General features: G+C 71.2%; 14 protein-coding genes and 8 pseudogenes. 12 read left to right on the forward strand and 10 right to left on the reverse strand.

Annotation, left to right across the window (positions count from 1 at the left end):
• Positions 1 to 2: 2 nt before the first annotated feature.
• Entirely contained in the window at positions 3 to 1,499 is a 1,497-nt protein-coding gene (locus ABZ267_RS08485) for a hypothetical protein (RefSeq protein ID WP_356750688.1), read from the reverse strand.
• Positions 1,500 to 1,730: 231 nt separating this feature from the next.
• On the opposite strand from ABZ267_RS08485, the gene ABZ267_RS08490 reads away from it, so the two are divergent.
• From ABZ267_RS08490 to ABZ267_RS08500, 3 genes are all read left to right on the forward strand, one after another.
• Positions 1,731 to 2,867: an aminoglycoside phosphotransferase family protein gene (locus tag ABZ267_RS08490; RefSeq protein WP_356750690.1), complete on the forward strand. Its 1,137-nt coding sequence runs from the start codon at positions 1,731 to 1,733 to the stop codon at positions 2,865 to 2,867.
• A 530-nt stretch (positions 2,868 to 3,397) separates the two neighbouring features.
• On the forward strand, positions 3,398 to 4,108 hold the full coding sequence (locus tag ABZ267_RS08495) for a transglycosylase SLT domain-containing protein (RefSeq protein ID WP_356750692.1): 711 nt from the start codon (positions 3,398 to 3,400) through the stop codon (positions 4,106 to 4,108).
• Positions 4,109 to 4,322: 214 nt separating this feature from the next.
• Positions 4,323 to 6,536: a terpene synthase family protein gene (locus ABZ267_RS08500; RefSeq protein ID WP_356750694.1), complete on the forward strand. Its 2,214-nt coding sequence runs from the start codon at positions 4,323 to 4,325 to the stop codon at positions 6,534 to 6,536.
• 102 nt (positions 6,537 to 6,638) lie between these two features.
• On the opposite strand, the gene ABZ267_RS08505 is transcribed toward ABZ267_RS08500, so the two are convergent.
• Positions 6,639 to 7,139 (reverse strand): hypothetical protein, encoded by a 501-nt coding sequence (locus ABZ267_RS08505; RefSeq protein WP_026242033.1) that lies wholly within the window; start codon positions 7,137 to 7,139, stop codon positions 6,639 to 6,641.
• Between the two features lie 251 nt (positions 7,140 to 7,390).
• Here ABZ267_RS08505 and ABZ267_RS08510 point away from each other — a divergent pair, with 251 nt between their 5' ends.
• A complete protein-coding gene (locus tag ABZ267_RS08510; RefSeq protein ID WP_356750696.1) occupies positions 7,391 to 8,947 on the forward strand; it encodes a hypothetical protein in 1,557 nt (518 codons plus the stop codon).
• 60 nt (positions 8,948 to 9,007) lie between these two features.
• Here ABZ267_RS08510 and ABZ267_RS08515 read toward each other — a convergent pair whose 3' ends face one another.
• Genes ABZ267_RS08515 through ABZ267_RS08530 form a run of 4 tightly spaced genes read right to left on the reverse strand, consistent with a single transcriptional unit; the run spans position 9,008 to position 13,037 of the window.
• A complete protein-coding gene (locus tag ABZ267_RS08515; RefSeq protein WP_356750697.1) occupies positions 9,008 to 10,174 on the reverse strand; it encodes a thiolase domain-containing protein in 1,167 nt (388 codons plus the stop codon).
• Positions 10,167 to 11,219 (reverse strand): thiolase domain-containing protein, encoded by a 1,053-nt coding sequence (locus ABZ267_RS08520; protein ID WP_356750699.1) that lies wholly within the window; start codon positions 11,217 to 11,219, stop codon positions 10,167 to 10,169. Before ABZ267_RS08520 ends, ABZ267_RS08515 begins: the two co-directional genes overlap by 8 nt.
• Positions 11,220 to 12,167, reverse strand: coding sequence for an OB-fold domain-containing protein (locus ABZ267_RS08525; RefSeq protein ID WP_356750701.1), 948 nt, complete (start codon positions 12,165 to 12,167; stop codon positions 11,220 to 11,222).
• Between the two features lie 24 nt (positions 12,168 to 12,191).
• Positions 12,192 to 13,037: a crotonase/enoyl-CoA hydratase family protein gene (locus tag ABZ267_RS08530; RefSeq protein WP_356750703.1), complete on the reverse strand. Its 846-nt coding sequence runs from the start codon at positions 13,035 to 13,037 to the stop codon at positions 12,192 to 12,194.
• A 166-nt stretch (positions 13,038 to 13,203) separates the two neighbouring features.
• Here ABZ267_RS08530 and ABZ267_RS08535 point away from each other — a divergent pair.
• A pseudogene (locus ABZ267_RS08535) lies at positions 13,204 to 13,578 on the forward strand (AMP-binding protein); the annotation flags it as partial.
• Positions 13,579 to 15,033: 1,455 nt separating this feature from the next.
• On the opposite strand, the gene ABZ267_RS08540 reads toward ABZ267_RS08535, so the two are convergent.
• A complete protein-coding gene (locus tag ABZ267_RS08540; RefSeq protein WP_356750705.1) occupies positions 15,034 to 15,639 on the reverse strand; it encodes a hypothetical protein in 606 nt (201 codons plus the stop codon).
• A 166-nt stretch (positions 15,640 to 15,805) separates the two neighbouring features.
• Between ABZ267_RS08540 and ABZ267_RS08545 the strand changes: the two are divergent.
• Positions 15,806 to 15,967, forward strand: a pseudogene (locus ABZ267_RS08545) (helix-turn-helix transcriptional regulator); the annotation flags it as partial.
• Positions 15,968 to 16,241: 274 nt separating this feature from the next.
• On the opposite strand, the gene ABZ267_RS08550 reads toward ABZ267_RS08545, so the two are convergent.
• Positions 16,242 to 16,397, reverse strand: a complete 156-nt coding sequence (locus tag ABZ267_RS08550; RefSeq protein WP_356750707.1) for a hypothetical protein — start codon at positions 16,395 to 16,397, stop codon at positions 16,242 to 16,244.
• Between the two features lie 878 nt (positions 16,398 to 17,275).
• Here ABZ267_RS08550 and ABZ267_RS08555 point away from each other — a divergent pair.
• Entirely contained in the window at positions 17,276 to 18,055 is a 780-nt protein-coding gene (locus tag ABZ267_RS08555) for a nuclease-related domain-containing protein (protein ID WP_356750709.1), read from the forward strand.
• Positions 18,056 to 18,708: 653 nt separating this feature from the next.
• Positions 18,709 to 18,825, forward strand: a pseudogene (locus tag ABZ267_RS08560) (Ohr subfamily peroxiredoxin); the annotation flags it as partial.
• Positions 18,826 to 18,885: 60 nt separating this feature from the next.
• Here ABZ267_RS08560 and ABZ267_RS08565 read toward each other — a convergent pair.
• Together ABZ267_RS08565 and ABZ267_RS08570 are read right to left on the reverse strand one after the other, a co-directional pair.
• Positions 18,886 to 20,091 (reverse strand): annotated as a pseudogene (locus ABZ267_RS08565) (dienelactone hydrolase family protein); the annotation flags it as partial.
• 1 nt (position 20,092) lies between these two features.
• A pseudogene (locus ABZ267_RS08570) lies at positions 20,093 to 20,296 on the reverse strand (MerR family transcriptional regulator); the annotation flags it as partial.
• A gap of 93 nt (positions 20,297 to 20,389) precedes the next feature.
• Here ABZ267_RS08570 and ABZ267_RS08575 point away from each other — a divergent pair.
• From ABZ267_RS08575 to ABZ267_RS08590, 4 genes and pseudogenes are all read left to right on the forward strand, one after another.
• Positions 20,390 to 20,709: pseudogene (locus tag ABZ267_RS08575) on the forward strand (alpha/beta fold hydrolase); the annotation flags it as partial.
• A 4-nt stretch (positions 20,710 to 20,713) separates the two neighbouring features.
• Positions 20,714 to 21,529: pseudogene (locus ABZ267_RS08580) on the forward strand (MerR family transcriptional regulator); the annotation flags it as partial.
• 552 nt (positions 21,530 to 22,081) lie between these two features.
• The gene (locus ABZ267_RS08585) at positions 22,082 to 22,390 is read left to right on the forward strand and encodes a glycosyltransferase (RefSeq protein WP_356750711.1); all 309 of its coding nucleotides are present in this window, start codon (positions 22,082 to 22,084) and stop codon (positions 22,388 to 22,390) included.
• Between the two features lie 600 nt (positions 22,391 to 22,990).
• Positions 22,991 to 23,428, forward strand: a pseudogene (locus ABZ267_RS08590) (transposase); the annotation flags it as partial.
• Positions 23,429 to 23,493: the final 65 nt, after the last annotated feature.

The raw sequence follows: 23,493 nt of genomic DNA on the forward strand, positions 1-23,493 counted from the left end.
GATCAGGCCTGCGTACCCCTGGCCTTCTTGGCTACCGGGCTCTGCGGCAGCGAGAGCTCGATCTGCTCGCGGAGGTCCTGGATCTTGGCGTATCCCGCGAACTGGCCGGTGAGCCGGTACATTTCGCGCAGCCGGTCCCAGGTGCGGTGCGAGGAGGTCTCTCCCATCGACACCAGCGCGAGCCGGGCGTACCGGTCGGCCTGTTCGGGGTCGTTGGCGATGAAGCAGGCCGAGGCGAGCGAGATGTAGTCGAAGATCTTGGACCGCTGGCGGCCGTTGATCCGCAGATCCAGGGCCTGTTTGGCGTGACGCTGGGCGATGGTGGCGGCCGCCGGGTCGTGCTCGGCCAGCGTGCGGAAGGCCAGGGCCTGCATGCCGTGCATGTCGGCCTCGTCGAACATCTGCATCCAGCTCGGCGCCGGTACATCGCCCTTGTCCGAGACGAAGAGCTCCTCCGCCTCGCCGAGGGTGCGCCGCATGGCCTGGCCCTTGCCCATCGCCGCCTGCGCCCAGGCCTCGATGGTGCGCAGCATCGCCTGCGTACGAGGCAGGGTCTCCTCGCCCGAGCCGGATTTCGCCAGCTTCATCAGGTCGAGGGCGTCGTCGGGACGGCCCAGGTGGACCATCTGACGCGCGGCGCGGGAGAGCGCCTCACCGGCGCGCGGCCGGTCGCCGCCCTCCCTGGCCGCGTGGGCGGCGATGACGAAGTACTTCTGGGCGGTGGGTTCGAGGCCGACGTCGTGGGACATCCAGCCCGCGAGTACGGCGAGGTTGGCGGCGACGCCCCACAGGCGGCGCTGGAGGTGGTCGGGGTGGCGGTAGGCGAGCATGCCGCCCACCTCGTTGAGCTGGCCCACGACGGCCTTGCGCTGGAGTCCGCCGCCGTGGGAGGCGTCCCAGGCGCGGAACACCTCGACCGAGCGCTCCAGGGCCTCGATCTCCTCGGAGCCCACGGGCGCGGCCTCGTACCGGTCGAAGCCGGCGGGGTCGGCGTGCTGGGGATCGTTGGCGCGTGGCGCGTCGGCCGCGGAAGCGGGGCTGCTGCGCAGCCAGTCGTACATGGGGCCGGCGATGGTTGAGCCGGCGGCGAGCGCGGCGCCCGCGCCCACCATGCCGCGTCGGTTGAGCATGAGGTCCATTCCCGTGAATTCGGTGAGGACCGCTGCCGTCCGTTCGGGCGCCCACGGCAATTGGTCGGGGTCGTGTTCCTTCCCCGCGTCACGCCGCTTCCCCACACGCCCGCGCCGGCCGAACCCGAGGTCCTCGATGGTCACGACACGGCCGAGCCGCTCGGTGAACAGGGCTGCCAGCACTTCGGGCACGGGATCACGGGGCGATTCCCCCATGTCGATCCAGCGCCTGACCCGCGAGGTGTCGGTGGCCAGCTGCGGGTGGCCCATGGCCGCCGCCTGCCGGTTCACCATTCTCGCGAGTTCGCCTTTGGACCAGCCGGCCAGGCCGAACAGGTCAGAAAGGCGGGTGTTGGGTTCTCCGGTCACGTCAAGCCCCCAGGTTCTCGGCTGACTTGACACTAACCCCCTGTCAGATGCGCTGTGACTATTCGCCAGGGTTCGCCAGGGTCCGCCAGATGGTCTGCCACCCGTGACTCGTTGTCAGGTAGGAAAGCGCCACCCCGCCCGGCAGCCCTAGGTACTCCCCAGGGTGCCGAACGGCCGTCGGCCGGGTTGGCGCACGTAACTTGTCGGCGCACGAAGGGATCTGTATCGCCCATGTACACAGCATCGTCCTCCGTGTCCGCCCCGCCCCGGCCGCTCCATCCCATGGGGACGGGCGGCGGGCCGTATCTCGCCCCCCACGCCGGTGCGCCGGCGCAGGGTCTGGGCCGGACCCGGCGGGCGGCGGGACCGGGTGCCGGACCTCTCAGCGGAAGGATCGACCTCTCCGGGCCGCAGGGCGCGCAGGTGCGGATGGCCATCGCCTCCGTCCAGCGCATCTGCCCCGAGTTCAACCCGGTCCAGGTCCTGCGGCGCAGCGGCCGTTCGGTCCTGATCGTGGGCGCCACCGGGCGTGCGACCGCCGTGGCGAAGTGTTTACTGGACCACTCCCCCGCCTGGACGGAGCGGTTCCAGCACGAAATAGCGGCGTACCGCGCGTTCGTCCGGCACCGCCCTCCGGTTCGGGTGCCCCGGCTGATCGCGGCGGACCCGGAGAACTGCACGCTGGTGATCGAGCGGATGCCCGGACGGGTGGCCGCGCTGACCCGGCACCCGGCGGAGGCGCCGCCTCGGGCCGACATCCGCGCGGCGCTCGGTGCGATCGCGCGGGTGAACGCGTGGCGGCCGCCGCCCGGGCTGTTCGAGGCGCCGCTGGACTACGGCTCGCGGATCGCGCGCTACCACGAGCTCGGTCTGTTCACCGACCGTGACCTGGGCGATCTGCAGAAGCTGCTGCACGGTCTGGCCCAGGCGGGCGGCCGCCAGGGCATGGGCCAGTTCTGCCACGGGGACGCGCTGCTCTCCAACATCCTGCTCTCTCCGACCGGTCCGGTGCTGGTCGACTGGGAGCACGCGGGCTGGTATCTGCCGGGCTACGACCTGGCGACCCTGTGGGCGGTGCTCGGTGACGCTCCGGTGGCGCGGCGCCAGATCAGCCAGCTGGCGCAGGCCAGGGGGCCGGCCGCGCGGGACGCGTTCCTGGTGAACCTGATGCTGGTGCTGACCCGGGAGATCCGTAACTACGAGACGGCCGTGCAGCGCACCATGCGCGAGGCGCCCGCGGTGGGCGCGGGCCAGGACCGGCCGGGGGTGCTCTCCTCGGGCGAGGAGCAGCGGCTGCTGCTGCGCAGGCTGCACGACGACTGCGCGATGGCGCGGCGGGCGGTGCGGGCGGCGGTCGGGACGCGCTGAGCGGGCACGACCGCGTGGGTCTTCGGGAAAAGGCGGGGTGCCGCCTCCTCCCGAGGGCCCACGACGGAGGAACCACTGTGTAAGGGAAGCGCGCTGCGCGACCGGTGCCGACACACCGGTCGCGCAGCGCGCTGTTCTGCGTCCGGGCTCGTCCGCTCGTCCGGCGGCCTCAGCACCCCCGTGGGCCACGCCCGCGCGTGACCGGCCCCTGACTCTGCGACGCCTCGACGCCTTCTCCGGGTGAGGCGCGCCACGAGACCCACGTCACCTACGAGGCTCGGTAGTGGGTAGGGGCCCATCCCCGCGGCGCCACGAAACATCCAAAACGCCTATTCCTCGCTATCCCCTATGAGAGTTAGTAAATAGGGTCATTGCTTCCTGTTCCGATGGCCGTTAACCATGGATTCCGGCAAGCACCGAGACCGAGCCTGCGACGAGCGCCCACCGGCGGTCGGCAGCCGACATCCCCTCGGTCTCTGCTCACGCGGCCACAGGCCGCGGATCCCGTCCCCAACAGGAAGAGCTCACGCATGCCCCGCACCATCCGCATCACCCGCTCCCACAAGCTCGCCACCGCCGTGCTCGTCGCGGCCGGTTCCGTCACGGCCATCGCCGCGACCGGCGGACAGAGCGACGCACAGCCCGCCGCGGCCAAGTCCTCCATCGCCGCGCAGAAGATCGCCGGTGAATCCACGGCGAAGGAAGCCGCGGCCGGGAAGGCCACCCAGGAGACCGCCGCGAAGAAGGCGGCCGACGCCGCCGCCGCTGCGAAGAAGGCTGCAGCGGACAAGGCTGCCGCGGAGAAGGCCGTGGCCGACCGCAAGGCCGCCGCGAAGAAGTCCGCCGAGAAGGCGCGCTCCGAGAAGCAGGCCGCCAACCGCTCCACCGAGCGCAAGGCCGTCGCCGCTCCCAAGCAGTACAAGAACAACCTCGACGGCTGGATCCGCGAGTCGCTCGACATCATGAAGAAGAAGGACATCCCCGGCTCCTACGAGGGGCTGCACCGCAACATCATGCGCGAGTCCAGCGGCAACCCGAACGCCGTCAACGACTGGGACATCAACGCGCAGAACGGCATTCCCTCCAAGGGCCTGCTCCAGGTGATCCAGCCGACCTTCGACGCCTACCACGTCAACGGCACCGAGAAGAAGCTCACCGACCCGGTCGCCAACATCACCGCCGCCGCCAACTACGCCGCGGACAAGTACGGCTCGATCGACAACGTCGACTCCGCGTACTGAGGCGTCGCGTACCAAGACTTCGTGCGCCGGGACTCCGCGTACTGAGTCGACTCCGCCTACGGGGCGAACCGCCATCCAACGGACACGGACCAGACCGCGATTATCCGACTAATCGCCCTGGTGCGTGCCCCGGTTGGCCGAAGGGTAGAGCTGGCGCGGACACCACTGGTCCGCGCGCTCACCGCGCGGAGGCTTCTGGAAAGGCCTGACGCACATGGCACAGCCCTTCTCACTGCCGGACTTCTATGTTCCGTATCCGGCACGGCTCAACACTCATGTGGAGGCGGCACGGACGCACACGCGTCAGTGGGCGCGCTCCATGGGGATGCTGGAGGGATCCGGCGTCTGGGAGGAGAAGGATCTGGAGGCGCACGACTACGCCCTGCTCTGCGCCTACACCCACCCCGACTGCTCGGCCGAGGCACTGTCCCTGGTCACCGACTGGTACGTGTGGGTCTTCTTCTTCGACGACCACTTCCTGGAGCTGTTCAAGCGCACGCCCGACCGTGAGGGCGCCAAGCGCTATCTGGACCGGCTGCCCGCCTTCATGCCGATGGAGCGCGGAGCCGCGACCCCCGAGCCCGAGAACCCCGTCGAGGCGGGCCTCGCCGATCTGTGGACGCGCACGATCCCCGCGATGTCGGACGCGTGGCGGGCCCGGTTCGCGGAGGCCACGGAGAACCTCCTCAACGAGTCGATGTGGGAGCTCTCCAACATCAACGAGGGCCGCATCGCCAACCCCGTCGAGTACATCGAGATGCGCCGCAAGGTCGGTGGCGCCCCTTGGTCGGCCGGGCTGGTGGAGTACGCGGCCGGCGCGGAGGTGCCCGCCGAAGTGGCCGACGCCCGCCCGCTGCGCGTCCTGCGCGACGCCTTCTCCGACGGCGTGCACCTGCGCAACGACCTCTTCTCGTACCAGCGCGAGGTCGAGGAGGAGGGCGAGAACAGCAACGGAGTCCTCGTCCTGGAGAAGTTCCTCGGCTGCTCCACGCAGGAGGCCGCCGAGGCCGTCAACGACCTGCTGACCTCACGACTCCAGCAGTTCGAGAACACCGTCCTCACCGAACTGGGCCCGCTCTGCGCCGAGAAGGGTCTCGATCCGGCGCAGGCCGCTTCCGTCCTCGCGTACGTCAAGGGGCTCCAGGACTGGCAGTCCGGCGGCCACGAATGGCACATGCGCTCCAGCCGCTACATGAACGGGGGCGGGGCCGGCGAGGCGGTGCCGGGCTTCGGCATGTCCGCGGCCTCGATCAGGTTCACGCCGCGTTCGGAGACGGCGCGGGCCCGCAGCCACAGCCATCTGCCGTTCCAGCACGTGGGCCCCTCGATCGTCCCCGACCTGAAGCTGCCGTTCTCCACGACACTGAGCCCGCATCTGGAAGGCGCCCGGGTCCGGCTCGTCGACTGGGCGCGGCGGATGGGCATCCTGGAGGCGCAGCCGGGGGTTCCGGGCTCGCACATCTGGGACGAGGAACGGATCATCGCGATCGACCTCCCTCTGTGTGCGGCGGGCATTCATCCGGACGCCTCACCGGAGGAGCTGGACATCTCCTCGGCGTGGCTGGCCTGGGGTACGTACGGTGACGACTGGTTCCCGGTGGTGCACGGGCGGGCCAGGGACCTGGCCGGGGCCCGGGCGGCCAACGGGCGGCTCTCGCTGTTCATGCCGCTGGACGGCGAAGGCACCCCGGAGCCGGTGAACGCGCTGGAGCGGTCGCTCGGCGATCTGTGGCGCAGGACCGCGGCGCCGATGGACCTGGACGCGCGGCGCACGTTCCGGGACGCGATCGAGTCGATGACCGAGAGCTGGCTGTGGGAGCTGGCCAACCAGGCGCAGAACCGTATTCCCGATCCGGTCGACTACGTCGAGATGCGCAGGGACACCTTCGGCTCGAACCTGACGATGAGCCTGTGCCGGCTCGCCCACGACAGGAAGGTGCCGGCGGCGATCTACCGGAGCGGTCCGATGCGGTCGCTGGAGAACGCCGCCGCCGACTACGCGTGCCTGCTGAACGACCTGTTCTCGTACCAGAAGGAGATCGAGTACGAGGGTGAGGTGCACAACGGCGTCCTGGTCGTGCAGAACTTCTTCGGCGTCGACTATCCGACGGGCGTGGCGATCGTGCACGACCTGATGAACTCGCGGCTGCGGCAGTTCCTGCATGTGGCGGAGGTCGAACTACCGGTGCTGTACGACGACTTCGACCTGGACGCCGAGGCGCGGGAGGTGCTGGCCGGTTATGTGCTGGAGCTCAAGCACTGGATCGCGGGCATCCTGATCTGGCACCGGGGCTGCCGCCGGTACCGCGAGGAGGACCTGCGACGCGGCCACGGCGCTCCCTGGCACCTCAGCGGTCCCACGGGTCTCGGTACGTCGGCGGCGCAGGTGACGCGGCTGTTCACGGAGCTGGCGGGCAGCAGGGCCTAGGCAGGGGTCGCTCTCGGCTCGTCGCGAGGTTGTGGCGATGGGCCGGGTAGCGACCATGAGAATAGGCCTCCCGCATATGCGGGAGGCCTATGCAGTGACGTTTCAGCCCTGCTGGAACAGCTCTGCCGGGAGGGGCTTGAGGAGGGTGTACAGATCGTCGGTGATGGGCCGGTCCCAGCTGGCGATGGTGACGAGCACGCCGTCGCTGCGGTCGAACTGCACGCAGGCGATCCGGCTCTCCGAGAGCTTGACCCGGCGGACGATCAGCAGGTTGTCGCCCTGCATCACGGGGACGTCCTCGCTGCTGACGACCTCGATCGGCTCGTCGTTCTCCAGGGCCAGCAGCAGCTGCGCGACCTCGAAGGGAACCTGTCCGTCCTCGGTCTCGCGGGCGGGCGAACCGGCCGGGAGATTACCGATGATCATGGCCGGGCCGCGGCCGCCGTACAGGTCGTAACGGAGGAAGACGCCCTGACAGCTGCCGTCGGGCGCGGGGAGCAGACCGGCGCCGAGGTTGCCGGGCCAGTCCCCCGGGTCCATGGCCAGGACGTCGAAGTCCGGGCCCGCGGGTGTTGCGGCGCTACGGCGGCGGAGGAAGGACATGCTGCCATGGTACGTGGCCCGGCTCACCTCGCGGAGCCGGGCCAGAAGCGGAACGTGGCCCTTCGCCGAGGCTCTTCCGTGATGGGTACGAGACTCTTCCGCGTGGAATAGGCGCAACTTCGCCCGCGACGAGGCCAAGTGCCGCATACCGTTGGATCACCGCCGTGCGCCGTCCTTCGCGGCAGCGGCGCGTACGGGGACGGCGGCAGGCAGCGGGACGGGTACGGCGTCACGCCGGAGGAGAGGACAGGATGACGGTGGAGGGCACAGTGAGCGGGCTGGAAGAGCGGGTGGTGGGACGCGCGTGGATGGTGCGTCTGGACCCGGCCGACCGGGGAGGCGCCACGGTACGCGTCTCGTGCGGCCGTCCGGCCTGCGCCCCCCAGGTTCTGCCCTCCGCCGCCGTCGGCCGGACGGCGGCCGTCGCGCACCTCGCGTCGCATCTGCGGGCCGCGTCGGGGCCCCGGCCCGAGGCGTACTGCGCCTGCCGGGCCGAGGAGTGCCACACACACGTCCGGGACGACGGTCCCCGCGACCGTACGCCTGCCTCGCGGTGCGGAGGCCCGGTGGTCCTGGCCGTCATCAACGACCGGCAGGGCCGCTGGTGGCGGGCGCTGGAGTGCTGCGCGCGCTGTGCGGCCGCCCACCCCTCCGCCAAGATCGTCGCCACCGCTCCGGCCGCCGCTCCACCGGCGCCCGCGACGGGAGCACGCGCGGCGGCCGGCCGTCCGCCGGTCCCGGCCGGCCCGCAGTTCTCGCACGCCGCCTCGTCCGAGCCCCCCGTGCCCGAGTCGGTGCCCGCTCCGCGCACTCCCCGCACGAAGCCCCGGCGCAACCGCAGGACCGGGAAGATCGCGCAGCGCTTCGTCCCGTACGACCTGCACCCGATCGCCCTGCGCGACGAGCTGATCGAGCTGGGCGACCTCTTCCGGGCCTACCAGCAGCGTCCTGAACCCGACCTGGAGGAGCTGGCCGAGCTCCACGCCCGTAAGGCGAAGGCCTTCACCACCTGGGCCGAGGTCACCGGTGAGACCGAGCTGCGGCTGGAGGCCCAGCGCGCCGAGCAGGCGGCCGCCGCCGCTCTCCTCCAGCACCAGCAGCGCACCGGCCAGAGCCCGGTCGGCGAAGGAGAGGTCACCAACCGGCTGCTGCCCGGGCTCACACAGTGGGAGCACGCGCGGACGGTCCTCGCGCATGTCGCCGACCACACTCCGCTGCCCGGCCCGGAGGCCCGGCTGATGGCGGTGGTGCTGACCTTGCGTTCGGCGCTCACCGGCACCGGCAACCTGGTGGGTCAGGATGTCCGGGGCCTGCCGCTGACGGAGCCGGAGGAGTTGATCGGCCGGCTCGTGGAGTGCGGCTGGCTCTCCATCCCCGGCACCGCCGACGATCTGCTCGCCTCCCGGCCGGAGAGTCCCACTCCGATCACCATCCCGTCGCTGATGCCCGACGAGGACGGACAGGGCCCGTTCGACTTCGGCCGCAAGACACGTCCCAAGCTCAGCGGCTGGGCCCAGCGGGTCATCGGCGACAAGAAGCTCCGCAAGAAGAAGACCGGTGCCGCCACCCGGCTCCTCGCCCTGGCCCTGGCCGTCCGGACCGGTACGGACGGACGGCTGGGGCGTGAGGGCGAAGGCGTCGACCTCGCGGTCCTCACCTCCTGGTGTGCCGTCGAACCCGGCGAACTGGAGGCTCTGGTCGAGCAGTTGACCGTGGCGGACTGGCTGGAGGAAGCCGTCGTCACCGACGACCGCCTCACGGGCCGCCTGGCCGAACGGGTGATGCAGGTCAGCTGCCCGCTGCCGTGAATCCCGCGCACGGGCCCAGCACGCCTGCCCGGCGTCACCCGGCAGGCCCTCCTGGGCCCGTCACCCCGGCGGAGACTGCGATCCGACGAGCCACATGGCGAAGAACTGCGCCCCGCCGCCGTAGGCATGGCCGACCGCCCGGGTCGCCCCGTCGATCTGGTGCTCGCCCGCCCGTCCCCGTACCTGGAGAGCGGCCTCGGCGAAGCGGATCATGCCGGACGCGCCGATGGGGTTGGTCGACAGCACTCCGCCCGACGGGTTGACCGGCAGGTCGCCGTCGAGTTCGGTGGCGCCCGCCTCGGTGAGCTTCCAGCCTTCGCCCTCTCCGGCGAAGCCGAGGTTCTCCAGCCACATCGGCTCGTACCAGGAGAACGGGACGTACATCTCGACGGCGTCGATCTCCCGGCGCGGGTCGGTGATCCCGGCCTGCCGGTACACGTCGGCGGCGCAGTCCTTGCCGGCCTGCGGTGAGACGAAGTCCTTGCCGGCGAAGAGCGTCGGTTCGCTGCGCATCGCACCGCCGTGCACCCAGGCCGGCGGATGCGGTGCGCGGGCGGCGCCGGTGCGGTCGGTGAGGATCATCGCGCAGGCGCCGTCGGACGAAGGGCAGGTCTCGGAGTAGCGGATCGGGTCCCAGAGCATGGGCGACGCCTGGACCTTCTCCAGAGTGATGTCCGTGTCGTGGATGTGCGCGTGCGGGTTCTTGAGCGCGTTGCGGCGGTCCTTGTACGCGACGAGCGAGCCGACCGTGTCCGGTGCTCCGCTGCGGCGCATGTACGCGCGCACGTGCGGGGCGAAGAAGCCGCCGGCGCCGGCGAGCAGCGGCTGCTGGAAGGGGACGGGCAGGGAGAGGCCCCACATGGCGTTGGACTCGGACTGTTTCTCGAAGGCGAGGGTCAGGACGGTCCGGTGGACACGGGCGGCGACCAGGTTGGCGGCGACGAGCGCGGTCGAGCCGCCGACCGAACCCGCCGTGTGGACGCGGAGCATCGGCTTGCCGACGGCTCCGAGCGCGTCGGCGAGATACAGCTCCGGCATCATGACGCCTTCGAAGAAGTCAATTGCCTTGCCGATGACGACGGCGTCGATGCCGCTCCAGGTCAGTCCGGCGTCCTCCAGTGCGCGGAGAGCCGCCTCGCGGACCAGTCCGGCGATGGAGACGTCGTGCCGGGCGGCGACGTGCTTGGTCTGGCCGATGCCGACGACGGCGACGGGCTCCTTAGGCATGAGCGCTCTCCCCTTCCAGGACGGCGACCAGGTTCTGTTGCAGGCAGGGCCCGGAGGTGGCATGGGCCAGGGCCCGGTCGGACTCGCCGCGGTGGATGCGGGCGGCGGCCTCGCCGAGCCGGATGAGGCCCGCGGCCATGATCGGGTTGGCGGCGAGGGCTCCTCCGGACGGGTTGACACGGGTGTCGTCGCCGAGTTCGAGAGCCTTGCGCAGGATGACCTCCTGCGAGGTGAAGGGGGCGTGCAACTCGGCGGTGTCCACGGGTCGTTCGAAGGCTCCGGCGTACTGGGCGGCGAGCCGGGTGGAGGGTGAGTCGGTCAGGTCGCGGACGCCGAGGCTGTGGGCCTCGATGCGGTGGTCGATACCTCGGATCCAGGCAGGCCGCGCGCACAGGGCGCGGGCGGTGTCGTCGGCGGCGAGGATGACGGCGGCGGCGCCGTCGCCGATGGGCGGGCAGTCGCCGGTGCGCAGCGGGCGCACGAGGTGGTCGCCTGCGGGGACGTCGCCGGTGAGCTGGGCGTACGGGTTGGCAGTGGCGTCGGTGCGGTTGCGGGCGGCGATGGAGGCGAGGGCCGTCTCGTCGGTGCGGCCCGCGTCGATGAGCGCCTGGGCCTGGAGAGCGGCGAGCGCGACGGAGTCCGGCCAGAGCGGCGCGAGGTAGTACGGGTCGAGCTGGCGGGTCAGGACGTCGCGGACCTGGCCGGGCGAGGATTTGCCGTACGAGTAGACGAGCGCGGTGTCCGCCTCGCCGGTCATGATCTTCACCCAGGCCTCGTACAGCGCCCAGGCCCCGTCCATCTCGACGTGCGACTCGGAGATCGGCGGGTGCGCGCCGACACCGTCGAGCGCCATGGTGAAGGAGAAGGCGCGCCCGGCGAGGTAGTCGGCGGAGCCGGAGCAGGTGAACCCGATCTCGTTCGCTTTGAGGCCTGTTGAGCCGAGGACCTCGTGGAGGACGGGCATCAGCAGGTCGACCTCGGAGAGTTCGTCGGTACGCCGCCGGTGCGCGGTCTGGGCGAAGGCGACGATCGCCACGTCTCGCATCTACACCAGCTCCTTGTACGTGTCGTAGTCGGCGTCGGGCTCGCCGGTGGGCCGGTAGTGGTCGGGATGGCGTGCGCCCTCGGCCCAGACGGGCTCCACGCGCAGCCCCATGCGCACCTGGTCGTACGGGATGCCGGCGATGCGGCCGTGGAGCGCGAGGTCGGCGCCGTCGAGCGCGATGTGGGCGTAGACGTACGGGACTTCGATGTCGAGATTCCTCGCTTTGATGTTGACGATGCAGAAGGTGGTGACGGTCCCGCGCGGGCCGACCTCGACCTCCTCCTCGGTGGCGATGCCGCAGGTGGGACAGGCTCCGCGCGGCGGTACGTAGACCTTGCGGCAGGCGGGGCAGCGTTCGCCGACCGTGCGGTGGCCTTCCAGGGCCTTGAGGTAGGCGCTCTGGGCTCGGCCGGGGGTGTGGGTGTAGTCGAGGCGGGCCGGGACGGTGATGCCGGTGACGGCGTCGGTGAACTCGCCGTCGTGCGGCGCGGGTCCGGTCGGTCCTGGCTCACCGTCGTACGGCTCGAAGCAGGCGATGTCCGTGATCGCGCCGGTGCGGTCGGCCGCCCAGCGGATCCGGACCCGCATCCCGGTGTGTACGGCGTCGGGTCCGGGCGCGTCCAGCGCGTGCAGGAGCGCGGTGCCGGCTCCGTCGAGCCGGACCAGAACCCAGGCGAACGGCGTCGCCAACGGCTGGGCGCGGCGCGGCGACGGGTTCCAGGCCCAGGTGGTGACGGTGCCGGTGGCGGCGACCTCGACCAGCTCGCGGAGCTCGTTCGCGGTGACGGGGTCGTACTCGACGGGCGGGACGAGGACCGTGCCGTCGTCCGTGCGGACGCCGAGGACGGTGCGCTCGCGCAGTCCGGTGAGGAACGCGCTCTGGACGGGACCGAGGGAACGGGTGAAGGGGAATTCGACGACCAGCGGGGCGCTGAGGATGTCGGTCATGGGCTCTCTCCGTAGGCTCAGGGCTCAGGCGCGCCGGTAGACGGGCGGGCGCTTCTCGGCGAAGGCGCGAGCGCCCTCCTTGGCGTCCTCGGTCGCGAACACGGGCCAGCCTCGCTTGAGTTCGGCGGCCAGCGCCTCGCTCTCGGTGAGCTCGGCGCCCTCGTAGACCGAGGCCTTCACCGCCTCCACGGCGAGCGGCCCGCAGGCGTTGATCCGCTCGGCGACGGCGAGGGCCTCCTCCAGCGCGGTGCCGTCGGGGGCGACGCGGCCGATGAGCCCGATGGAGGCCGCCTCGTCGGCGGTGTACGGGCGGCCGGTGAGGAGCATTTCGAGGGCGTGCGTGCGGGGGATCTGGCGCGGCAGCCGGACGGTGGAGCCGCCGATCGGGAAGAGGCCGCGCCGCACCTCGAAGAGCCCGAAGGTGGCGCCCGCACCGGCGATGCGGATATCCGTTCCCTGGAGGATCTCGGTCCCGCCGGCGACACACGGCCCCTCCACGGCGGCGATCACCGGTTTCCGCGGCCGGTGGTGGCGCAGCATCGCCTTCCAGTGCAGGTCCGGGTCGGCCGCCATCCGCTCCCGGTACTCCTGGCCTTCCATCCCGCCGCCCGCCAGCGCTTTGAGGTCCATGCCGGAACAGAAGGCGCCGCCCGCCCCGGTCAGGACGACCGAGCGCACCTCGTCGTCGGCGTCGGCCGCGAGCCATCCGTCGTACAGGCCGACGAGCATCGGCAGCGACAACGCGTTCCTGGCCTGGGGCCTGTTCAAGGTGAGCACCAGCGTGGCGCCCCGGCGCTCCACGGTGAGGTGTTCCGTACCGAGGTGTCCCGTACCGAGGTCTTTCGTACCGACGTCTTCCGTACCGCCCATGACGAACTCCCGTCTGCAGACCTGGAACAGGTTGCAGTAGCTGGGGTCGCAGTTCAATAGTTTTCTGACAGTCAGTCAGATTCTTTCGACGCCACCTCTTCCCACTTGTGCCGACCGGCGCTCTAATGACGGCCGAGTCACCAGTCATCCGGGGTCAGGAGGAACGGTGGAGTACAACCTTGCCGACCTGTTCGAGTCGGTCGTCGACGTGGTCCCCGACCGCGAGGCGCTCCTGTACGTGGACCATCCCGGTACGGGTGCCGAGCGGCGCCTCACGTACGCCGAACTCGACGCCGCCGCCAACCGCATCGCCCACCACCTCATCGACGCGGGTCTCCGCCCGGGCGAGCACCTGGGGCTGCACCTCTACAACGGGATCGAGTACCTCCAGGCGGTCCTGGGAGCCCTGAAGGCGCGGCTGGTGCCGGTGAACGTCAACTACCGTTACGTGGAGGAGGAGCTGGTCTACCTCTACCGGGACGCGGGCCTCGCGGCGCTGGTCTTCGACGGCGAGTTCGACGAGCGGGTGGCGGCGGCGTCCAGGCAGGCCGTTCGCCGCCACCGGCACCGGCTGCACCGTCTCCAGCTGCGTTTTTCCGGCTCCAGGGTTCCCCGCGGTGTACGCGGTGACGGCGTGGTTGGCGGCCGGGTCGCCGCCCGCCCATTCGGCCAGCGCCGCCGCCATGGCCTGCTGAGAGGGCCAGGACGTCCCGCAGCCGCTGCCGGCCGGGGCGATGGCGGGATCGGCCGCCGAGACCAGCCAGCCGTTGCAGGCGGTCAGCCAGGCCGGGTCGGCGGTGTACGTCTGGGCGAGCGGCGGAGCCCCGGTGTACGAGGTCAGCAGCCGGGGAGCCCCCGGGGCGTTCTCGAACCCCTCCTCGAAGAGCACGGTCGCCGCGCGGGGCACCGGCGCGGACACGGTCGCGGTTCCGGCGGGCGCGGGTACGGCGGCAGCAGGCAATGCGGCGGCCAGTACCGCCACGCACGTCAGGCCGGACGTCACGACGGCATGCAGGAACGGTACGGTCCGGCGCGGCCGGCCCGGTAGGTGTCTGTACACGTCTTTTCCTCCTCAATTCGCCCTACATCACCGCAACGGCGACATGCGGGACGCCTGTCGTCGACGGCGCGGGCCGCTCGACGGCCGCGGCCCGACCCGGCAGCGATGCCCGGCCGCGAAACGGTGACCAGTCTGGCTGCCGCGCCCGGACCCGGCAGCAGCGCACACAGGAGGGCAGGGCGGCGCGCGCCGGGCGCATGCGCCGTCAGGTCCTCTCCAGATACGCCATGGGAGTGCCGCCTCGGTGGGTCTCCGGCCGCGACGGGTCTGCCGACGACTACCGCTCGGGCCGTATCAACCCCCGAGAGGAACCAGCCACCGTCTCGACCTCGGCGAGCTCCGCACCAGGCGTTTGCGGACCCGGCCGTGTCCTGGTCCCGTCACCGGGGATCGGGCCCTCTCCCGCACACTCCATGTCGGCACGGGCCACCAGGAGCGTATCCGCGGCGGCACTCGGTGGAGAATCCTGCCGTTGCCCTGGCGGCCGTCGCCGACGCCGCACAGGAGACCGTCACCGAACGGCTCTGGCAGGCGTGGCCGCTCTGTACCGAGCACGACCTTGGCATGCATCCGCTTGAGGCGGAAGGGCGGCTCCCCCGGTGGTGCGCGGGCGAGCGCCGCCAGCACATTCGTGCAGCTGTGGGCGAGCTGGACGCACTCGTACGCCCGCGCCGCCCCAACCGCAAACGGCGACACCAGAACTAGAGACGACCCGGCCGGTTGCTGCTGCGGTGGCGGTGAGGCCGGCGGGGCGGGACGCGGACCGCTACGGGCGTTCGTTCGTCGCGCGGTGACCGCACAGCGGCCGTGCGGAATCCCGGCAGCAGTCCGGCCCCTCTCCGCCGCCGGCGGAGCAGTTGGGCACGACAGCGGCGCGCCCGGGTTCCGGCCGCGCCGCTGTCGAGCTGTGGTCAGCCCTCGGGGGAGCCCTCCGGGTCAGTGGAGCTTGTTGACGGCGGTCTTCGTCGTGGTGCGGAAGGCGGTCAGCGGGGCGTTCTTGAGGTCGCCCATCTGGCCCCAGCGGACGAGGGTGACGGTGCGGCCGTCGCGGCCGACGGAGAAGAGGTGGATGTCGGAGATGCCGATCTGCGGGTCGGTGGTGTCCAGGCTGTAGACCCAGGCGCCCTCCTCGACGGCGAGCTTGCCGTGGGAGGCGCTGACGGCTTGCAGGCCCGGGTTCTGCTGCTCCAGCAGGGGGCCGCAGCCGGCGAGGGCCCCGCGGAGGGTGTCGACCAGCTTCACGGCGTCGGCCTCGGTACGGGCGACGGTGGTGACCTGGACGCCGTTGGTGTCGAGCTCGGTGCTGAACTCGCGGTAGCGGGTGTTCTGCGCCGGGATCTTGTACGGGGCGCAGAGGACGCCGCCGTTCTCCGGGACGCCGGTGAAGACCTCGGTGGCGGTCCACGGCGTCGACGACGGCGGCATCTGGGAGGCGGCGAGGAAGGCGGGCTGGGCAGCGGCCTGCGCCGGGACTGTGGCGAGGGCCGCGAGGCCCAGTGCGGCAGCGGCTGCGGTGGCGAGTGCGGTGCGGAGCTTGTTCATGGTGGTGGATCCCCCGTCGGGTCGCTCTTCGGTCAGTGCTCAACCAGCGTGGGGCCGGCGCCCCCCGGTTGCAACGATCACGCGCCCACCAGCCGTCCCGGAACCATTCCACCCCCGCTGACCTGCAAGGACGTGAAGGATGGGACGCAGGGTCGAGGGGGATGGAATGCCGAAGGACGCCGCCGTCGAGGAGTTCGCGGGGCTCGTGCGCGCGCTGAAGGCGCGGGACGGGAGGAGTTACGAGGCGCTGGGCCGGCGGCTGAGCGTCAGCGCGTCCACCCTTCACCGCTACTGCTCGGGCGCGACCGTCCCGGAGGAGTTCGCATTGGCCTCTTCAAGTTGGCGTTTTCATGCTGTCTCTGCGGGGTGAAACGGCAGTTCAGAGGCGTGCGCAACGGGACGAGGCGCCTAGTCGTTGCGGGCTGGACACCAGGCGCGGGCGGAATGGTCGTGACGACAGGGATGAGGCTGACGGTGCCGCTGGTACACACCAAGCGGTTGAGCAGATCTCGGCGCCGAAGTACTCCCAGCTGCTGAAGTGCCGCCAGACCGTGCGGGCTCTCGTGCCCGCGGCCGAAGAGCCCGACCGGTACATCGGTTGCCTACGGCGCACTCTCGTACTCGACGACGGAGTTCTCGCACGGCGCGGCGAGTGCAACAAGCTCGGTCCGCTCGGTCTCGTCCATGCTCAGGCTCCAGCGGAGCTTGGGGCCGGTCCAGCCGACGGCGGGCGTCAGCAGACTGGAGCACGTCGCCACGAGGACCGGCCCTACGGCCGCATACGGGGCCAAGACCGACGCAGAGTCCGGAATCCCGATCGGCCCAGGACTCGGACTGCCAAAGGCGTCAGCGTCAGTGAAGGCCGCAGCCACCTCAGCGACAGCCGTCCCGGCTCCGGGCAGCCGAGGAGAACTTCGCCGATGGCCGCCGTAACGACACTCGCGAGCCACGCCGAGCACGAGCGCCACCAGTACCGGGAGGTGGCCGGATGAACGCCGATGACGAGCAGGCGCGGCAGGGAGTACGGACACGACCACAGCCATCCCAACTCCCCGGACCGCTGCCGGCCGCAAGACGTACGCTGCGCCGCGCTGTGGGCGCGCCGTCGGACGGACTGCCTCGCGCGGAGAACACAGCACCGCTCGGTAGCTAGAGCCGGTCCACGTCGGCTCACCTCCGCTCGATCGGAGGTGAACCGTCGTGGGTGGCTGGCCGTCTCATCGGCCACCCGTGCTCCGCGCGAGCAGAGGTGAACCGCTCACCGGGACCGTGGACGTCCCCGTGGTCGGGTGCTCGGCAGGCTCCACACGGCCCTCGCAGACGACAACGCCGCGTCGCTCCTCGACCCCATCCGCGCCGCCCGCCCTTACCTGGCCACGCACCCCAGCCTCGCTGACCAGATCGACGCCCTCACCGAACCCGCCGAGCCACCTAGCTGACTCGCGCATACCGCAGGGCCAGCCCCGTGAGACCGGCCCTGCGGTATGCACCCCGGTACCGGCCGCCGCCTTCTACGCCCACTCTGCTCGCCGGTGAGTCGGCTGCGCAGCTCTCGTAGCGGGCGCCCACGGCCACGACATCAACGAGCCTGCCGCACGGGCACCGTCGACGCGGCGCAGCGTAATAAGCTCCGTTGATGCTGACCGAGACGTTATCCAACCACCCGGCTGCCCTGGTCGAGGAGACGAGCACGGCGCTCGACGAGCAGCAACGTCACGTGGCATGGCACGAGCACCACGTGATTGAGCTGCGGAAGCAGCGCAGAGCCGCGCGCAGTTGGTGGCAGATCCTGCAGAGGCTTAAGGACCGCCGCGAGGTCGAGACACTGCGTGCAAACGGACCGCAGGTCGATCCGGGACTGCGGTCGGAACTCGCCCGTCGCCAGGCAGGGATGGCCGCAGAGGACCGAGCGGCGTACGAGCTGTCAGTGCTGTCAAACGATTGGCGGCTGTTTCGGGGTTACGCCAACCGACGGGGTGAGGTGGATCTGCTTCTGGTCGGGCCGCAGGGGATCTGGGCGGTAGAGGTCAAGGGCCGTGCTGTGGTGGTGCACGTTGACGGCCACCGATGGACGTTTGAGAAGTTTGACCGGTACGGCAACCAGGTCGGGCAGGGAGTGCTTCAGGACAAGCGGGGACGAAGCTGGGGCCAGCAAGTCCACGACGTTGGCCGGCAACTGGAGAAGTTTCTCAGTTCGCGTGGGCTCAGGGTGCTGGTGAATCCTGTTGTGGCCGTCGTCAATGACAACGCAGCAATGGGTAGCTTTCGTGATTCCACAGTCATGCTCAGTATTGGCACCGGCTACCTGCTCGGTGCCATCCGCGACACACCCGTCGTGCTGGATTCCGGTGCCAGGGACCGCGTCTCCGCTCTGATACGCCGCGACCACAATTTTCACGCCAATCGTCGCCTCTGACAGAGGAGCGCCCGAAATTTGGCAGGCCGGATGGGGTGTGGCATTTGCAGTCAACTGATAGCTGGGGACCATCTTCCTCGCGCCCAGCCTCAGGCCGGCAACGGTTCTTCAGAACCGGCTCCAACCGGGGGCGTGCGTTACGCCGATGACGCGGGACCGGTTGCAGACCCGGTGCTTGAGGTTCGACGCGGTAGAACACGTTCGGCACCCCGCGCTTGCCGATTGCGGACGGGAACGGTGAACATCGGCGGGACGCACAAGATGACGGTCCTCGTGACCGCCGAGATGGTCCGCGGCCTCGTCGCTGCTTGGCCAGATCGGCTCCCAGCCGCTCCTGGTGTGCCCGGGCGGTGCTGGCCCGCAGCCGGAGTTCCGCGGCCGCGGCATCGGCTGCTGCTGCACCCACGGCCAATACCTGGTGCTCTCCGCGCGAGCGGAGGTGAGCCGGACCACTACGAGCGCGACCGGCTGTGCGCCGAGTGCTCTCCGCTCGAGCGGAGGTGAACCGTCGTGGGTGGCTGGCCGTCTCATCGGCCACCCGTGCTCCGCGCGAGCAGAGGTGAACCGCTCACCGGGACCGTGAACGTCCCCGTGGTCGGGTGCTCTCTGCGCGAGCAGAGGTGAGCCGCCATGTTCTCGGAGATGCGCGTGGGCTGCCGGACTCCCTCACTGGAGAGGTCGGACAGCGGCTGGTCGAGGCCACACACGCCTACTGCCCCTACTCCAAGGCGACCCGGGGGAACATCGACGTGGAGCTGGTCATCGAGTAGTCCCGTCGTCAGGCGGTCGGTCCCGTGTCCAGGCGGTCAGGCGGTCAGGCGGTCAGGCGGTCAGGCGGTCAGGCGGGCCAGCACTGCCTCGACCGCCCGGCGTACCGCGTCACGCGCCTCGTCCGTCGGGCCGAGGGTCTCGAATCCGTGGCGCCCTTCCGGTACCTCGACCACCTCGATGTCGGCTCCGCAGCGCCTCGCGGCGGTCAGGAACGCCTCCACGGTCGCGGCGATCTCGACCATCTCACGGCCCGCCCGGACCAGCACGATCGGGAGCTTCCCCGCCCGGGCGACCGCCCGCACCGGGTGGAAGCGGGCGTCCGCCACCCCCCAGCTCGGCAGCGGGGCCAGGATCGGGTAGTTGGCGGCCAGGCAGCGCAGCCAGGCCGGGGGCGCGGCCAGCCAGTCCGCGGTGAGGGGGCCGCCTCCCGAGAAGAACCACAGGGCGATCCGGTCCGCGTCGACCCGGGGGTCGGCCCGCACCCGTTCCACCGCGGCGGCCACGTCCTCGGCGGCCCGCGCGTAGTCGGTCAAAGCGTGCAGCCGGTGGTCCACGGTGGCGGCCACGGCTCCGTGCCCGGCGACGTACTGGGCGTACCCCGTCAGGGTCGGCCAGTCCCGGGGCGTCGGCCGCACCCCGGCGGGTACGGGGCCGCCGTGGACGAACACCACGGCGGGGTGCGGGCCCGGCCCCTCGGGCAGGTACAGGTCGGTGTTCCCGGTCCGTTCACGGGGGCGTTCGGGTACGTCGAGGAGGAACGGCCGCAGATGCGAGGGCGGTTCGGCGGTGTCGGCGGGCTTCAGCCGGTGGCCCCGGCCGGCTGCCGCCTCGGTCAGGACCTCGGCCAGCTCGACGGGGCAGGACAGCATCGGCCAGTGGCCCGTGGGCAGTTCGAAGAAGGTCACCCGGGGGTCGGCAAGGGCCTGAATCGCGGGTTCGCCGACGTCCACCATCAGCTGGACCAGCTCGATGCCCGGCCCGTTGCCCGTGCACAGCACCCCGGTCACGGGGACCGCCTCCACAGCACCGGTGAGGCGCAGCGGCTGGCGGAGTGTGCCCAGGGGCTGCGGTGCCGCGAGGGCGGTGAGCCCGTCGAGGGCCGCCTCGGAGAGTCCGGCGGTGCTCCCCCAGCGGGACCACGCGTCCCGGGCGGGCGGCGGCAGTTCACCCGCCTGCCCTACCCCGTCCCCTCCCCCGCCTTCGGTAAGTTCCTCGCGCAGGCCCTGGTCGGGCAGCGCAGCCAGGGCCGGGACGCCGTCCCGCGGCGACCGGCAGGTCGAGACCGCGCAGCGAGCGGATCAGGCTCAGCCGTTCCACGGCCTCCGGGGCGTACCTGCGGTGCCCGCCCGCGCTGCGGGACGCCTCCGGCAGCAGCCCGCCGTCCGAGTAGAAGCGGACGGTCTTGACGGTGACGCCCGCGTACTCGGCCAGCTCACCGATCGTGCACAGGCCGTCGTACGACGAGAACACTTGAACCTCCCTCAGGGGGAGTTCCTACGGTACCGGCGAGCGCTGCCGGCGAGTCGGGCCGGTGCGCGGAAGAGCAGGCGACGAGGAGGAACCATGACTGTATTCATCCTGGTGGCGGGGGCGTTCACCGGCCCGCACGTATGGCGGGACACAGCCGCGCGACTGACCGCGCAGGGCGCCGAGGTGGTCCGGCGGCGCTCACCGGGCTCGGGGGGCGCCCCGCCGGTCCCGGCGAGGCCGTCGACCTGGAGACGCACATCGCGGACGTGATTGCGGTGATCGACTCGGTGGCGGTGGGGAGCGACGGCGACATCGTGCTCGTCGGCCACGACTACGGCATCCACCCGGCGCTGGGCGCGGCGGACCGGCGGGCACGGTCGGTCGCACGGATCGTCCACCTGGACTCCGGGATGCTCCGACGTACGGCGCGTCCTCGACGAGCAGGACGCCGGGGACGCGGCCGATGTGCTGGAGGCGGCGGTCGACGGCCGGCTGCGCGTACTCGGCTCCGAGCTCAGGACCCTGCGCTGGCGGGAGGCCGCGCTCCAACTGGTGCGGGACTGCCCGCCGGAGGACCGGCCCGCCCGACTGCGCCTGGTCGGCGCGGTGGCCGCTCCGCCGAGCACCGCTGCCCTGGTCCGGTTCTGGCGCACGTGGCTGCCCGCCCGGATGCCCGCCCGGTCGGTCGGGGCGTTCCTGGAGGCGGCGGTACCCCAGCCGCCCGACGACCCACGCCCGGATCAGGTGCTCGCCTTCGCCCGGCTGTACGCCTTCGTGACCCGGCCGTGCGGAGAAAGCGGCGGCGGCCCGTGCCAGCCCAGGGCGCACAGCTCTGCCGGGGCCCGTGAGTCGGCCGTGCTGTACGCGGGTCTCGCGACGGCGTACGACCTGGCGGGCGGGGAGATGCGGCGGGGCGGGGCGCCCCGTCCGGGTGAGGCCCTGGACGGGTTCGTGGACGCGTACGCGAGTACGTACGGCACCCGCGACACTCCCGGATTCCGCCGTCGGCTCGCCGGTCAGCTCGCGGCCGATCCGCGTATCGACCGGTACTGGGAGCTGACGGCCGAGGTGCTCGGCGCTCCGGGCGGCCACCCTCAGCCGACGCCCGGAACGGCCCATGACTGGCTCCTGGAGGCGCTGGACACTCATCTGTCGACGTCCACGTCATCTTCGGCGGACGCCCCCAGTCCACCGTTCTCAGGGGCGCGGCCCGCGAGCTGTTCGCCATGGTGATCCTGGCGCGGGTCACAGCCGACACCTGACAGGTCCTCGCCCAGGCCGCCGGCCGCCCCCAAGAAGCGCCATCCCCAGCGGGGCCACTTCCACGTCGTCCAGCACGGCAGGTCGACGAGACGCAGGCGATCCAGATGACCGACGTCGACGTCGTCATCTAGCTCACCGACCCGGACGACCCCGCGGCCTGACCGAACCCCTGACACACATCACGGCCCCGGCGAATCGCCGTCGATCGCGCGGAAGACTATGTCGTCCCCGCCCGGGTTTCGACGGTGCAGTCGTGGACGGTGTCCGGCCTTGTGCGCTGCTCCCCGTACGCGCAAGGAGCAGCGCAAGGTCTTCGCCACCAGCATGTCCGACCTGGGACCATCCCAACGGGCGCGGAGAGCCGCGAACACTCGAGCAGGGCCGGGCCCCCGGTCAGCGGCAAGCGCAGCTAGTCCACCCCGCCGGTGCGCAACCGGTGAAGACGTGTGGAGGCGAGCGACAGTCCTGCGATTCTGTGCGCTGACAGGTAGTCGGCTCCTGAAGGGCATCACCACCATGCGCATGACCCGTCTCACCACCACCGTTCTGGCCGCTGCACTCAGCTGCGCCGGTGTCCTCGCCGCCGGCCCCGCAGCCGGCGCTTCCGCAGCGCTGGGATGCCAGTACAAAGTCCTGTGGCCGACCGCCGGAGTGTACGAGAACCCGAATCCGAACAGCGTGGTCGTCAAGACCAAGCACGCCGGTGACATAGTCGGCGCCTCGACCTGCGAAGGCGCCGGATACAACGAGTACGGCTACGTTCTCGTCACCACCGACGCGGCGGCCGACGGCCGGGGCTGGATACGTGACCAGGCCGTCGTTCAGATCTGACGCACCCGCACGGCCCCAGGCCGAGCCCGTTCACACCGCGGCCGCCCCGTCACAGCGAAGCGCTCCAGCGACCGGTACGCGTCCGGGCGGAACATCATTCGGGCACATCCCCCCCGGGCGCGGGAAGTAGCGGACGCCCGGTTGGTCCGCCCCCGATCATCCCCGCGCGAGCGGAGAGCACCAGGGCCCGGACGGTGCGTACGCCGGGCTCGGCGGCTCACCTCCGCTCGAGCGCAGGTGAGCCGATCAACACGGTCACAGCTCTTGCGTTACCGGCGTGCTCTCCGCGCGAGCGGACGTGAGCCGCACGAGCAGCTCCCGTTCGGCGGCGGCCTGGGTATCGGGGTGCGTGTGCCGCCGGTTGGTGGTGCGGTGGGCGGCGATGCCTCGCGGTAGCCCTCCGGCGGATCTGCCCGCTGCACCGGTGCGCCGGGGGCGATCGGCTGCGGGACCGGTTGGGTGGCCGCCGTGAGGGGGCCTGCCTTTACGGGCGCGGGTGCCAGGACATGCAGTGCGCGGACGGTCGCGCCTCGCACACGCTCGTGTGGCAGCCGCGACCAGCTTCGGCGCACTCCAGCGCAGCTGCGTCCCGGCTGCTGGCACCTGGCCGTCGAGCAGGGCCAGAAGCCCCTGTCGGTTGTGATCACGGCAGGACAACGCGGGGACTCGCCACAGTTCGAGCCCGTGCTGGAGAGGGTTCGTGTGCCCCGCGTCGGGCCAGGCCGGCCACGCGTCCGCCCCGACCGTGTGCGGGCGGACAAGGCGTACGCCTCCCGCAGGAACCGCGCCTACCTGCGCCGCCGTGGGATCCGCCGCACCATCCCCGACAAGGTCGACCAGGCCCGCGACCGCCAGAAGCTCGGCGCCCGCGGCGGCCGGCCGCCGCGCTTCGACCCGGTCGACTACCGCGAGCGCCATGCGGTCGAGTGCGGGATCAATCGCGTCAAGCGCCACCGGACTGTCGCCACCAGGTATGACAAACTCGCCGTCCGCTATGAAGCGACCGTGCTGGTCGCCGTCCTCAACGAGTGGCTATGACGGGACACATGGATGGCTCTATCAGCGCTCAAAATCACGCCCTACAACACCTTTGTCGAACAGAT

The sequence above is a fragment of the Streptomyces sp. NPDC006174 genome (genome assembly GCF_040614075.1).
Classification (GTDB): domain Bacteria; phylum Actinomycetota; class Actinomycetes; order Streptomycetales; family Streptomycetaceae; genus Streptomyces.

What these genes read in the sequence shown, in the direction of transcription:
- ABZ267_RS08490 (WP_356750690.1), top strand. Translation starts at nt 1,731, where the DNA reads ATGTACACAGCATCGTCCTCCGTGTCCGCCCCGCCCCGGCCGCTCCAT.
- ABZ267_RS08495 (WP_356750692.1), top strand. Translation starts at nt 3,398, where the DNA reads ATGCCCCGCACCATCCGCATCACCCGCTCCCACAAGCTCGCCACCGCC.
- ABZ267_RS08500 (WP_356750694.1), top strand. Translation starts at nt 4,323, where the DNA reads ATGGCACAGCCCTTCTCACTGCCGGACTTCTATGTTCCGTATCCGGCA.
- ABZ267_RS08505 (WP_026242033.1), bottom strand. Translation starts at nt 7,139, where the DNA reads ATGTCCTTCCTCCGCCGCCGTAGCGCCGCAACACCCGCGGGCCCGGAC.
- ABZ267_RS08510 (WP_356750696.1), top strand. Translation starts at nt 7,391, where the DNA reads ATGACGGTGGAGGGCACAGTGAGCGGGCTGGAAGAGCGGGTGGTGGGA.
- ABZ267_RS08515 (WP_356750697.1), bottom strand. Translation starts at nt 10,174, where the DNA reads ATGCCTAAGGAGCCCGTCGCCGTCGTCGGCATCGGCCAGACCAAGCAC.
- ABZ267_RS08520 (WP_356750699.1), bottom strand. Translation starts at nt 11,219, where the DNA reads ATGCGAGACGTGGCGATCGTCGCCTTCGCCCAGACCGCGCACCGGCGG.
- ABZ267_RS08525 (WP_356750701.1), bottom strand. Translation starts at nt 12,167, where the DNA reads ATGACCGACATCCTCAGCGCCCCGCTGGTCGTCGAATTCCCCTTCACC.
- ABZ267_RS08530 (WP_356750703.1), bottom strand. Translation starts at nt 13,037, where the DNA reads ATGGGCGGTACGGAAGACGTCGGTACGAAAGACCTCGGTACGGGACAC.
- ABZ267_RS08540 (WP_356750705.1), bottom strand. Translation starts at nt 15,639, where the DNA reads ATGAACAAGCTCCGCACCGCACTCGCCACCGCAGCCGCTGCCGCACTG.
- ABZ267_RS08555 (WP_356750709.1), top strand. Translation starts at nt 17,276, where the DNA reads ATGCTGACCGAGACGTTATCCAACCACCCGGCTGCCCTGGTCGAGGAG.
- ABZ267_RS08585 (WP_356750711.1), top strand. Translation starts at nt 22,082, where the DNA reads ATGACCCGTCTCACCACCACCGTTCTGGCCGCTGCACTCAGCTGCGCC.